The sequence below is a fragment of the Lysinibacillus sp. NPDC056959 genome (assembly GCF_042674095.1).
Taxonomy (GTDB): Bacteria; Bacillota; Bacilli; order Bacillales_A; family Planococcaceae; genus Lysinibacillus; species Lysinibacillus zambalensis.
The window spans coordinates 1-12,383 of sequence record NZ_JBHURE010000017.1 but is presented as its reverse complement, the minus strand read 5'-3'; the positions used below and the strand labels follow the sequence as shown (position 1 = coordinate 12,383).

General features: G+C 32.2%; 11 protein-coding genes and 1 riboswitch. Of the genes, 4 read left to right on the top strand and 7 right to left on the bottom strand.

Annotated elements, in window-relative coordinates; all coding sequences use genetic code 11:
• Positions 1–34: 34 nt before the first annotated feature.
• Positions 35–2,236 (top strand): non-ribosomal peptide synthetase, encoded by a 2,202-nt coding sequence (locus ACFTQ7_RS17345; RefSeq protein WP_386830130.1) that lies wholly within the window; start codon positions 35–37, stop codon positions 2,234–2,236.
• Positions 2,237–2,391: 155 nt separating this feature from the next.
• On the opposite strand, the gene ACFTQ7_RS17340 is transcribed toward ACFTQ7_RS17345, so the two are convergent.
• On the bottom strand, positions 2,392–4,038 hold the full coding sequence (locus ACFTQ7_RS17340) for a DUF2075 domain-containing protein (RefSeq protein WP_386830129.1): 1,647 nt from the start codon (positions 4,036–4,038) through the stop codon (positions 2,392–2,394).
• 231 nt (positions 4,039–4,269) lie between these two features.
• Positions 4,270–4,377, top strand: a riboswitch (SAM riboswitch).
• 105 nt (positions 4,378–4,482) lie between these two features.
• Between ACFTQ7_RS17340 and ACFTQ7_RS17335 the strand changes: the two genes are divergently transcribed.
• The gene (locus ACFTQ7_RS17335) at positions 4,483–5,766 is read left to right on the top strand and encodes a Na+/H+ antiporter NhaC family protein (protein WP_386830128.1); all 1,284 of its coding nucleotides are present in this window, start codon (positions 4,483–4,485) and stop codon (positions 5,764–5,766) included.
• A 268-nt stretch (positions 5,767–6,034) separates the two neighbouring features.
• Here the strand turns inward: ACFTQ7_RS17335 and ACFTQ7_RS17330 are convergent, their stop codons facing one another.
• Positions 6,035–6,463: a branched-chain amino acid transport system II carrier protein gene (locus ACFTQ7_RS17330; protein ID WP_386830127.1), complete on the bottom strand. Its 429-nt coding sequence runs from the start codon at positions 6,461–6,463 to the stop codon at positions 6,035–6,037.
• Between the two features lie 48 nt (positions 6,464–6,511).
• Positions 6,512–6,904, bottom strand: a complete 393-nt coding sequence (locus ACFTQ7_RS17325) for a hypothetical protein (RefSeq protein WP_386830126.1) — start codon at positions 6,902–6,904, stop codon at positions 6,512–6,514.
• A gap of 152 nt (positions 6,905–7,056) precedes the next feature.
• Between ACFTQ7_RS17325 and ACFTQ7_RS17320 the strand changes: the two genes are divergently transcribed.
• Both ACFTQ7_RS17320 and ACFTQ7_RS17315 read left to right on the top strand, forming a co-directional pair.
• Positions 7,057–7,407, top strand: coding sequence for a helix-turn-helix domain-containing protein (locus ACFTQ7_RS17320; RefSeq protein ID WP_386830125.1), 351 nt, complete (start codon positions 7,057–7,059; stop codon positions 7,405–7,407).
• Positions 7,408–7,587: 180 nt separating this feature from the next.
• Entirely contained in the window at positions 7,588–7,914 is a 327-nt protein-coding gene (locus tag ACFTQ7_RS17315) for a hypothetical protein (protein WP_386830124.1), read from the top strand.
• A 497-nt stretch (positions 7,915–8,411) separates the two neighbouring features.
• On the opposite strand, the gene ACFTQ7_RS17310 is transcribed toward ACFTQ7_RS17315, so the two are convergent.
• The 4 genes from ACFTQ7_RS17310 to ACFTQ7_RS17295 are packed head-to-tail and all read right to left on the bottom strand — an operon-like array spanning position 8,412 to position 12,266.
• The gene (locus tag ACFTQ7_RS17310; protein ID WP_386830123.1) at positions 8,412–9,191 is read right to left on the bottom strand and encodes a DUF6339 family protein; all 780 of its coding nucleotides are present in this window, start codon (positions 9,189–9,191) and stop codon (positions 8,412–8,414) included.
• Positions 9,184–10,047 carry a hypothetical protein gene (locus ACFTQ7_RS17305; protein WP_386830122.1) on the bottom strand — a complete coding sequence of 288 codons (864 nt, stop codon included), beginning with the start codon at positions 10,045–10,047 and terminating at the stop codon, positions 9,184–9,186. Before ACFTQ7_RS17305 ends, ACFTQ7_RS17310 begins: the two co-directional genes overlap by 8 nt.
• Positions 10,031–11,998: a hypothetical protein gene (locus tag ACFTQ7_RS17300; RefSeq protein ID WP_386830121.1), complete on the bottom strand. Its 1,968-nt coding sequence runs from the start codon at positions 11,996–11,998 to the stop codon at positions 10,031–10,033. Before ACFTQ7_RS17300 ends, ACFTQ7_RS17305 begins: the two co-directional genes overlap by 17 nt.
• Positions 11,999–12,032: 34 nt before the next feature.
• Positions 12,033–12,266, bottom strand: a complete 234-nt coding sequence (locus ACFTQ7_RS17295) for a hypothetical protein (RefSeq protein WP_386830120.1) — start codon at positions 12,264–12,266, stop codon at positions 12,033–12,035.
• Between the last annotated feature and the right edge of the window lie 117 nt (positions 12,267–12,383).

The following is a 12,383-nucleotide window of genomic DNA, read 5'->3' as shown; positions in this document are numbered from 1 at the left end:
GGTATGAAATATATTATTAAAGGGGATGACATTAATGCAAGTTGCAAAGCAAGATACAAAGGACAAGTATTGGAAAACTATTTTACAAGAGTTTGAATTAAAAACGGTTGTACCTTTAGGCACATTTAATAATAATGGTTTCAAATTGACAAGAGAAAACTTTATTTTAGATGAGGAAACCAAACAGTCAATTTGGAAATTTGCTAGAACTTACAGTGTTAATGTTACTTCTATTTTATATTCAGTATGGGGAATTTTACTACAAAAGTATAATGATACAAATCATGTTATGTTCGGTACAATGACTATTGATAAAGATATTTTACCTCTTTGTGTTAAATCTAATTTTAATACAACAGGATTAGAATATGTTAAGCAAATTGAATACGAGGCAACACTGAGACAGCAATATGAAGATCTAGCTTTAGAAGAAGTTGCATCTTATAGTCAAATACAATTTAAAAATGGATTATTTGGATCAGCTTTATTGACTGGTGAAAAGGATAATAACATTCAACGACTCTGTGAAACTTACAAAATTGATATAAGCTTAGAGGTAGATTCTTTATTGGAATGTACTGTCCTTTATAATGTTGATTTATTTGATACTTTTACAATTTCTAAAGTGAACGAACATTTCATGAATATATTAACTGACCTACTATCAAACCCACATAAAACATTTAATGCCATCAATATTCTTTCAGAAACAGAAAAAAATCAAGTATTATATGATTTTAATTGCCATTTACTTAACTACGATTCAACTAAAACAATTGATGAATTTTTTGAATATCAAGTTAAAAAAGGGCCAGATAGAATCGCATTGATTTGCCAAGATAGAAAATTAACCTATAAAGAACTAAATGAAAAATCAAATCAATTAGCTCATTTATTGCGCCAAAAAGGTGTTAAACCAGAAAAATTAGTTGGTTTAATAGTAGAACGATCAGAAGATTTGATAATTTGTATGTTTGCTGTCCTTAAAGCGGGAGGAGCATATCTCCCAGTTGACCCAGCTTACCCGTTAGAACGTATTAATTATATGTTTGAACAAGCAGACATAAATTTACTATTAACGCATAGCCATTTAAATATAGAATTATCAATTCCTTGCGAGAAAATATATTTAGACGATTACCCTTTACATCATTATCCTACTAGTAATTTAGATAAATTACATGATGTAAATAATCTAATGTATACTTTATATACTTCTGGTTCAACCGGTCAACCAAAAGGAGTTGCTGTTGAACATAGAAATGTTGTAGGCTATTATCAAAGTTTTAGAAATGAATTCAACATTAACGAAAATGATATTATGCTACAACAATCAACAGTATCATTTGATATTTCTGTAGAAGAAATTTTCCCAATCTTGCTTACAGGCGGAACTTTAGTTATAGCTTGTAGGGATGATGTAGCCTCTACAGAAAAACTTCTAGATATAATGAGAAATAATAAAGTCACAATGATTAGTGGATTTCCACTATTATTGAATGAAATAAATAAATATCCTCTTGTAGAATCATTGCATACAATGATTAGCGGAGGCGATGTGTTAAGAAAAGAATATATCAGTAATTTGATTGACAAAGTAAAAATATATAACACCTACGGCCCTTCTGAAACTACTGTTTGTATTTCATATTTTGAAGTAACAAGTAAGAAGGTAGGAAATAATATTCCAACTGGTAAACCTATTGCTAACTATAAAGTCTATATTTTAGATAAAAATCGTCAGCCTGTCCCTATTGGTGTTCCTGGAGAAGTATGTATATCAGGCGTAGGCGTTTCTCGAGAATATTTAAATCGTCCTGATTTGACTAGTGAACGTTATACGCAAAATCCATTCGTAGAAAATGAGAAAATGTATATTTGTGGTGATTTAGCACGATGGTCACCTGATGGGAATATTGAATTTTTGGGTAGAATTGATAATCAAATAAAAATTTGTGGGAGAAGAACTGAGCCTGGTGAAGTTGAAGAAAAACTTTTACAACATCCTTCCATTGAAGAGGCTTGTGTTATTGCAAGAGAAAATAAAAATAAAAATAAATATCTTACGGCTTATATAGTGATGAAAGAGCAAAATTCTGCCGTAGAATTAAAAGAATACTTGCTGCAATTTTTGCCTGATTTTATGGTACCGTCTTATTATGTTGAATTAAATAAATTACCTTTAACGTTAAATGGTAAAGTCGATAAAAATAATTTAGCAGTTATTTTAGACTAAGTATACAGAATTTCAGGAATGTTAAAATCTACATTGTAAAAAATTTAATCTCTACCTTTTAAAGTTTAAAAAGCTGAATACAAAAAGCTCAATAGTATTGGTCGTTCCTACCATATCTATTGAGCTTTTTAAATTTATCTTATTAAAATATATGATTACTTTTTTAAGCTTGCAGATTGAAGTTCTAATAATTTTTCTCTTAGTACTTCATCACTAGCATAAATATATAATCCTTTAATTCCCCGTTTCATCAGCACATTCATGGAATTTAGAATAATCTTCTCTTTTGCTTGTTTAACATTTTCTATACCTTCAATTCCTGCAAATGCACCTACATCTTTGTAATTCTCAGGTTTTATAACTAAACAATCGGAGTGTTTATCGTATGTTATAGATGGTCCTAGGATTACACCCACATAGTTTAAATCGAAGCCCTGAATTGTATAGATGGAGCCTGCTTCTTCTATAGTGGAGTCCTTTTCTGCCCAGGTGTATTTCCCATCTGTTATGTTCCATGGAATTTTGTAATTGCCCTTATCTTCCGTTATATAATAAATACCGCCGTCTTTCTTATGTAAATAATCAAATGTTGAAACAACTCGACTTAAACCACCATCATTATTCTTTTCAATAATCGCTTTATGCATTTTTTGTAAAGAATCGAATATCGTCAACTCATATTCTTTATCGTTAGGAATAGGAGAAATCTTTTTGTTTTTAAAATGATCAATCCATTCAATTACCTCTTCGTTTGCTCTCATACGGAATTGATTTTTGAGTTCGTATTTTTCATAATCACTTTGATGCAATAAAGCTTCCAAAATAGCTTCCTTCCAAAAGCTTTTAAGTTTCAATACTTGGCTTTCATCATAAACAACTACAACGATTTCCGCCAACTTCATAAGCTCTTCAAGCTGATTATTGTCTGTAAAATTATTATATGTGTCTGGCCTAGTTAACAATAAATGTCCTTCATCTACCAAAATAATGTCAGCCTTTTCGCCTGATTTTTTTAGACGATTAATTAAAGGTGTAGGTCTATCAAAATTTTTAGCTTTTAAAAACTTTAATTTAGAAGCTATACTTTTATATGTTTTGAGCATTTCATCATGATTAACAACTAAATAATTTTCTGAACCACATAAATGTGATGTAACATCTGAAGACAGTTCCTGTATAGAATTAAATATAGAACTTAGCACCACACTTTTACCTGTCCCCGCTTCACCTTGAATCAAGAATAAAAATGATTTATCTTCTTCTGTACGAAAAATATTTTGCTCGCAAATTTCAATAACTTTTTCCTTTAATTCTAATTGTTCAACTGACAATTCCTTAAAAGGTGAAAGCTTAAAAACATCACGGTTTTCAATTACATGCTGTTCATTATTAACAATCCCTTGATCTACTAGACGTTCCCAAATTTCTTTAAAAATATCACGGTCATAAAACTTTTTATTGAAGTAATTATGTGAAATATTATTTACCGTTTGGCTCTTATTTTGTAGCTTATATTTTTGGTCTCCCAGAAAATAATTAATAAGCTTCGTCTCTAAATGAAACGTAGCCGAACGATTAAACTCCTCATAATGGATTAAATGCATCTCATCTAACTTCTGACGTTCCTTTGTTTTTAAATGTGCACGCATTCGATTTTTGAAAGCTACTGTTTCCCCAATATAAGCCTCTTTTTGATCCTTTAAAAGATAAATGACTGGATAATTTAAATAGCTCTCTTTGTTATTGATACTTTTTAAACTTTTTTCATTAAATGGCCATGTATTAATTTCAACTGTATTCATCTAAATGCCACCTTACTTACGATATAGATAAACTTATTTTAGCATATTATTGAAACTAGTTTGTTTTGCTGTTAAATCAGAATCTGCGTATTAGTAATATGATTGAATAGCCCTATTTCAGTGCGGACTGTATTTCCTTTTACTTTGAAATAATGTTTAATTAAAAAATGTTGCAAATATAGATGTTTTATTATACTATTTCATTAATGTGCAAAAAATAATATGTTTTTCTTCTTATCAAGAGAGATGGAGGGACTGGCCCTATGAAATCTCGGCAGCGGAACTTTGTATTTAAGTTACTGTGCCAAATCCAGCAAGCAATGGCTTGATAGATAAGAGGAGTGTTTTATAGATATAAGACCTCTTCTTGTTTTCAAGAAGAGGTCTTTTTTTAGAGGAAAATGGACAAAGACGTATCCATTTTTAATTTTTGGAGGTAGAACAATGAAGAAAGAGAATCCATGGGCGTTGATCCCATTTGTTGTTTTTTTAGTTTTATTTATTGGTTCAGGGGTTATTACAGGTGATTTCTATGCCTTCCCTGTCATTGTAGCAATTGCCATTGCGGGCGCTGTGGCTCTGGCGATGAATCGAAAAGAATCATTTTCGAACAAGGTTGATATTTTTTGTAAAGGCGCAGGAAATTTAAATGTCATGCTGATGGTTGTTATTTTTCTATTAGCTGGCGCCTTTTCAGAGGTAGCAAAAGGCATGGGGGCAGTGGACTCCACTGTTAACTTTGCTTTGTCGGTCATCCCGCAAAACCTACTTGTCGTAGGCTTGTTCATCATTGCCTGCTTTATCTCCCTTTCAATGGGTACATCGGTAGGAACAATTGTTGCACTGGCACCAATTGGAGTTGGAATCAGCGAGCATACCGACTTTTCAATGGCTTTAGTAATGGCAGCGATTGTTGGCGGTTCGATGTTTGGTGATAATTTATCCTTTATTTCAGATACAACGATTACTGCCGTTCGTTCACAAGGCGCACAAATGAAAGATAAATTTAAGGTGAATTTTTGGATTGTGTTGCCGGCAGCGATTGTAACGAGCATTATTTTAGGGATTATCACAATGGGTGAAACGACTGTACAAGTAGAGCATTTAAGCTATAGTTGGGTGAAAATTGTTCCCTATGTGTTGGTTATTATTTTTGCGCTAATTGGCATGAATGTTTTCCTTGTTCTTGCCTTTGGGATTGTTCTGGCTGGGGCTGTTGGCTTAGCGGATGGCAGCTATCATTTAATGGACCTTTTTCAAAAGATTGGCGAAGGAATGTCAGGTATGTATGAAATGGCATTTCTAGCTATCTTAATAGCTGGAATGGTGGAGATTATTAAACTTAATGGAGGAATTGACTTCCTGCTTCACCTTGCGACTCGAAGAATTAAATCGAAAAAAGGTGCTGAATTTGGGATTGCCGGTCTTGTTGGCCTAACAAATTTATCTACGGCCAATAATACAATCGCTATTTTAATTGCTGGTCCACTTGCAAAAAATATTGCAAATCAGTATGGGATTGAGCCGAGAAAGTCCGCAAGTATATTAGATATTTTCTCCTGTACGGCCCAAGGTCTTCTGCCATACGGTGCTCAATTCCTGGCAGCCGCAAGCGTAGCTGGAATATCGCCCGTGAGCATGTTGCAATATTCTTTCTATCCAATCCTTATAGGAATTTGCGGAATTATCGCTATTCTAATCGGATATCCGAAACCAAAGAAAGCTTAACTTCATCACTATAAAGTGGCAAGTGTAGCTTTAACTATAATCCAATCGTTTTGACAAAAGATTATCAAAACGATTGGATTTTTTTATTTGATGCTATTTAGAAGTTCGCCACCATCCAAGCATCTCTTACTTTCACTAATAACAAAAAATTATTATTAACCCGTATTTTTGTAGAACCAAATACCGATTTAAAGTCTCGATTAAAAATGTGCCTCTTTAAGAAAAAAGGCACATTCAAAATGAAAGTATTATAATACGATTGTTTTACTTAATTCGATATACCACTACCACTTTGTACAACATTTTTATTGCTGAAAATATAGCCAATAATCGCACCTAACAGACCTGTAATTAGCCAACCTGCACCTGATGTGAATAATGGAATAAAGGCAAATGTAGCGTTAATTTGCTCTACCATAATATTCGCATCCTTTAATGCATCTAAAATTGCTACAAGTACAGTACCAATCATCGTGCCTACATATACACTTTGTGCACCACCAAACCATTTTTCTGTAAAAATAAGGATGATCAGAGTAATAGCAATTGGGTATAAAAGCATTAATACTGGTGAAGCCATCGATAAAATCTTTGTTAAACCAAAGTTTGTAAATACAACACCTAGTACTGAGAAAACAATTAACCACTTTTTATACGAAATACTTGGCATAATGCGGCTAAAATATTCATATAGCACATGAACAGCCACCGTTTATCAATATTACGTGCTTTCACTAACCTTTATTTAGCTTTTCTCCTTTATGGCTATAAGCTTCCGCTCTGCTTCTTCATAAACCTCCCTCATCTTTCTTCTTTCCTCTATAATTCGTTCACGTTTAACTAACAATTCATTACGTTGCTCATTTAAATAAACATCTGCACATTCTTTTGAACAAAAGCGACAATGAATAGCTTTTGAATCTTTCCGTGTAATTGATACAATAAAGTATTCATCTTCTACATTGCTTACAACTTTTTCGTCGCAATAACATTTAAAGGTCCATTCTCTTTTCGTATCTTTACTGAAATATTTTTTCTTATATCCAGCTTCCAACTCTTCTAACTTCAACTCTACATCTGTTAAATCCATCATTAAACTATAATCTAAACCCATCATTAAACTATAATCTAAATCCAATTCAACACACTCCTTTTAAATTAATTAATATCAGTTTAATACCACAAGTTAATATAAATCAATTAAAATAAACTTATAAGTTATTTTTATTACATTTTAATGGTATGTAACGTTTGTTTTACCTCACATAGGCTTAAAGTGGGGTGATATAAATGGATTTAACAAAACGAGTAGGAATGAACATCAGAGCGATTAGAAAGGCACAAAAATTAACAATCGACGAACTAGCAGAGAAGTGTGATTTTCAAGCCCCGTATTTATCAGATGTTGAACGTGGAGAAAGAAATATTACGTTACAAACTTTAACTAAAATATTAGATGCCCTAAAGGTCGATCCAGGTAGCGTACTTATACCTGAAATTAGAGGAAATAAAGGCCCAGAAAATAATAAAGATGAGCTTTTAAAACTCTTAATGAACACGCTTGAAGATAAAAATGAAGACGATATTCGAATGCTATTGAATGTTTCAATTGAAATCTTCGCACGCTTGCAAAAAAATTAAAAGGAAGCTTGTGTATTTTTTCACAAGCTTCCTTTTTAACAATAATCACCTCTTTATTATTCATTTTTTTAAGCTTACTTCTCACATAAAAAACTATATCTTGCTTTTTTAAAGAATTTTTGAATCTAGTTTATTCCCATACTATATTAAAAAAATTTTAAATCCTAGGGAGGAATTGCTATGAAAAAATTCCGTACGTATAATCAAGCAAAAAAGGATTTAAAAGTTTTTCAAGACTACATAAGTTTAATCGAAAATTATCAACCCCAAAATTTTACTCAACGTGTCATACAAGAATATGCTTATCAGGGAAATATTAATCGTACTGCTGAAACTCTTAACCGTCGTGGCTATAAAATAGATGATCGTAGTATTGAACCGCAGGATATTTCAACGATAATTAAAAGTAAACCTGCTCCAGAGGACCTACTTCATAAAGAAATACGTAGATTGTACCTCAAAAAAACTAAAAGCAATCAAGGTTCTTTTTCTAAAATATATCGATAATTCTTCTACTGTCAATTATCTAAATGTAACTTTTTCTATTATGTTATTTCACTTTTGAAACAAAGATTAAGCCTTAATCTTTTAGGTTACCTCCACATATATTAATACTTTAATTTATCAAAAAATTGAACCTACTGTACTTATTATTGTTAGTTTAATTTTCAGAATATATGTATATGTACAGATCCCTGATCACTATTCAATACAACCTTTTGGTAAATTGCCAAGCTGTTGAAATGTATCTAAGACAAAATCCATGTCTTGAACAGGGCCAATCGAGAAGGCTAATATTCCCCCATTAAACAAACCCATGATGCTTGATTTCAGCGCATTACACAGTAAAGAGACGGCGGGAATCGAACCAACCGTCTCAAAGTACTGATATATCAATGACTGCGGGGGCAATTGATTTTTTTGACTACGTTTTTGACTAAGTTTGGTAAAATACATTGCAAAAGCAATTTGCCACAAAATTTAAAAAGCCAGGAAGATTTTCTTTATTGCATTTGTGGAACTCGTATTTTTTCAGTATCTAAAAGATGCTCACTAATGATTCCTTTAACTTCCTCACGAGATAACATATCTAGTAATCTAACTCCACCAATTTGGTTTAAGATTTTATTTGCATTAGAGTATGAATAACGATTCACAATCATTTTATCCTGTTCGACTAATTCTTTAATAGCTTCTAGAATTCCTAATGAAATATTTTTATTAGAAATAATATTACTAGATAACCAAACAAGAGCATTACCACGAAATGCACTATCAACGAAAAAGTCAGTTAAATGAAATGGATTACTTGGATGCTCCACATCGATAGTATAGTAAGCTATCCACCACAACAACGAGAGATTATTAATTGTTAATGAACGTTTCTGGCCTTGAGTAAAAATCGTTCTACTTTCTATACTACGATCTTTGGCTTTATCTTGAGTTGAAATTAAACTTAACTGATTCAAATGATAATCCAAATAATATGTGTTAGCCAAAGCGACCCACATTTTTTCACTTTCAGCTTCTGAAATTGATATGTGCTTCAAACTATTCCACAGTATTCGAATATTTTCTTTTATAAATTCCCCATCAACTCTTTCTTGCTTTAAAGGAACGTACTCGAACACGGTCGAGCTTTCTAGGATATTTTCAGGGTTAGAAAAAGTTTTTAAAATTTCTGTTATATTATTCGTTTTATACAACGGTAAATAATTACTTTTGAAGTTGAGTTTAAAATCTTCTAAAAAGACATCTGTTAAATATTTAATATTGTTAGTCATATACAAGCTCAGCTCCTTTATAGAACTCATATAATGCATCTTCTACTGGTGCATCTAATAATTGCTGTGCAACTTTCATCGCATCAGCAGTTAAAATTGTTTGTTCGTCATAACCTACTTTATTCAGTAATTCAAATAAAGTTGGAACCCATTGGCTACCTTTATTAAAATCACTGTTTTTGACACGTTCAATTACATAAGTTAATGCTGGTAAAACAATTGTCACCAACAACATATTTTGTTTCGCTTGATCCGAACGACTCATCACTTGATAAGCTTTATGCGCGTTTTTAGGTAAATTAACTAAAATAATATCTCCATCAATATTTACATCCATATATACATCATTAATTGCCGCAACACGAATCATAGATTTAGCATTTGGATGTTCTTTATTAGCAAATTTAATATTTAGCTCAGCCATTATGTCAAATGCCAAAATATCTCCCTTATCCAACTTTGCTACAATAAAACTATCACCATAATATTCATCATTGAAGTTTTGATTGGCATAATTTTCAATTGTTTCATTAGCTAAAATCATTGTATTCAATTCAACTTTGCCACTAATTTCATTAGCATCCAACGTAATTGTAAGCTCATTTTGAAACTTCGCCGTTTTAAAGAGCTTACGATAACTCGAAGCAACCCCTTCTAAATGAACTGCATATATCGCCTTTTCCTCATTAATGAATTGCTCCAACATTTTATCTTTTAAGTGGAATTTAACTATTATTTTCAGTTTTGATGGTGATACCTTTTCCAAACTAATGTCACTACTAAATTTACTGTTTTTGTAATCGTTCATTCCGCTGTTTAAAACAGGATACGGAAATAGATCAGCCTTTAATTTCATAAACCGTACCCTCCATTTTCAAACGCAACTTGCTATCAAGAGTTACATCTGCATTAAACAATGCATTTTTCAATACTTTTTCTAATCGAACAGCTTTTCCATTGTTCGAAATTGTATTCGAAGTACTTCCTACATCCAATACTTTCAGAGGATATGTCGCACCATTTGCACCAATTGATTTCAATTCAATTTCAATTGCTTTTACTTTCTTCAGTGCTTTTCCGACAATTCGGTACTTCCCTTCAAATGCATTAAGCTCAATAATTTTCAACTTAATGGCAGTGGAAGGACCTACACGAATCTCTTTTTTTACAGGAAACTCTTCTTCTTCCTCTTCTTCCTCTTCTTCCTCTTCTTCCTCTTCTTCTTCTTCTTCTTCTTCTTTCTCTTCTTTCTCTTCTTCCTCTTCTACCACTTCTTCCTCTTCTTCCTCTTCGGTATTTTCTTCTCCTCCGAGTCCTAATTCCTCCAACACATTCTCTAAATTAGTATCATCTTTATCGCCATCTAAAGTTTGGCTTGAATTATCTTTGCGTGAAATCTTAAACTCTTCGAAATTATTTTTAATTCCTGAGTCTTTCTGAAGTTCATCCTCGTCAGCCTGCTGCTCATGTAAAGGTAACAAATCATTAACACCAAACGCATCAATAACATCTGTTCCAATATCAGCAAAAGCTTCATTCACTTTATCTTTATACCAATGTAACAAGTCCTGTAAAAAGCTTTCCGCTTCTTGACGTGCTTGTCCATGTTTACGATCAATACTCCATGCATCATGATTAGCATTCTCTAAATCTTTTAGGTACTCATTTAATTCTTTCCCTAACGCTTGAAATACGCCGGAGAAATTGATATTACCACTAATACGATTACGCTCATAAATCTTCATACCTGCAATACGAGTTTGCAATACTGTACGATTAGCTGGTTCATGCTGCAACAAATACAATTTAGCATCCGCTACATCTTTAACAAATGGATATTTTATAAAACGTTCATCCAATTCAAAATGTAGCGTTTGCTCGCTTGTTAATACTTCATAAAAACGATACGTTTTTAAAAACTGCGCTTTTGTATCCCCACGAAGTTTATCCTCTTCATATATACGGTTCATTAAAGTATGTACAGTTAAATCATTAATAATTTCTGATTTACCAACTTGTACAACAAGCTTTCCTTGAATAATCGCAAGTAAAAAATTATTTAACGTTGAAAGAATAATATTTTGCTTCCATTTCCCGTAATCTTTCAGACCGATAATAAAAATATCTGTGCCAAATTCGTCATTTTTTCTTTCAGGGTAACCAAATGTTTGCTGTTCAGCAATATAATCTGTTTCAGCGTCCACATACGTCGCACGCTCTTGTGTAATGAAATTTTCTTCTTTTATTTTGAATGAAACGAAATTCATTACACCTACTGACTTTTCAGTTCCTTCATTTGCTAGTGTATTATAAAACACCATCCGTAGATCTGAGGCTGCAAACGGTGCTGCTTTACCAATTCCTTTACTCCCCGCTGAATCAATGTCATCCTTTTCTGAATAACCGTCTCCTAAAACTAATGAATCATACTTCTTTTTATTTAGGCCTGTTGTATTGTAGTCACTAATTTTCAAGACAGATACTTTAGGTGCGTGAAGCACTTCACTAAAACGCTTTAAAAAATCGAGAGTGTCTTTATTATTTTTTTCCGTCCATAATTCTAGTGCTTTCGGCAATGCCCCATCTTTAATAGATTCAATATCTGAGATGTTATCTGTTGGCATTTCAAAAAAGTCGAACGTAACTTCCACTGCCTTCTTTATACCTTTATCTTTTGCGTCCAAGGAATTTTGCAATACCTCACGCGTCAAGGACTCGGCAACATTATCCAGGAATATTTCAATCGATGGATTATTTACACCCTTTGGAGTTAGCCCTTGTCCATTAGGAAATTTCCACTTACGCATGTCTTACCCTCCTGTATTTTCAAATAATTGTTATCTATTTAAATTTAAACTCCGTAGAACGTTGTTTGCTTTCTTCAGTAAATTTATTTTTCAAACTTTTAATCTCTGATTCTAGTGTGTCAATAATCTGTTTTACTTGTTCATCTGTATACTCATAGTTATTTTTGTTCGCTAAATTACCAATCAGCTGTAATTTTTTAAGTGTATCAGAAACACGTTTCTCTGCTAATTCTTTAAATTTCCCAGCTTTCCCACTATTATATCCCACAAATATCAACCTCCTTACTATTCACATACAATATAAAAAAACTATATTATCAATTACAAAATATATATTAAAACAAAAATCTTATTTTATAAACTACATTTTAAACATATTAATTAC

Bases quoted from the DNA above. Each gene is read 5' to 3' on its own strand.
- ACFTQ7_RS17300 (WP_386830121.1), bottom strand. From the start codon at position 11,998: ATGCGTAAGTGGAAATTTCCTAATGGACAAGGGCTAACTCCAAAGGGT.
- ACFTQ7_RS17310 (WP_386830123.1), bottom strand. From the start codon at position 9,191: ATGACTAACAATATTAAATATTTAACAGATGTCTTTTTAGAAGATTTT.
- ACFTQ7_RS17320 (WP_386830125.1), top strand. From the start codon at position 7,057: ATGGATTTAACAAAACGAGTAGGAATGAACATCAGAGCGATTAGAAAG.
- ACFTQ7_RS17335 (WP_386830128.1), top strand. From the start codon at position 4,483: ATGAAGAAAGAGAATCCATGGGCGTTGATCCCATTTGTTGTTTTTTTA.
- ACFTQ7_RS17305 (WP_386830122.1), bottom strand. From the start codon at position 10,047: ATGAAATTAAAGGCTGATCTATTTCCGTATCCTGTTTTAAACAGCGGA.
- ACFTQ7_RS17340 (WP_386830129.1), bottom strand. From the start codon at position 4,038: ATGAATACAGTTGAAATTAATACATGGCCATTTAATGAAAAAAGTTTA.
- ACFTQ7_RS17315 (WP_386830124.1), top strand. From the start codon at position 7,588: ATGAAAAAATTCCGTACGTATAATCAAGCAAAAAAGGATTTAAAAGTT.
- ACFTQ7_RS17345 (WP_386830130.1), top strand. From the start codon at position 35: ATGCAAGTTGCAAAGCAAGATACAAAGGACAAGTATTGGAAAACTATT.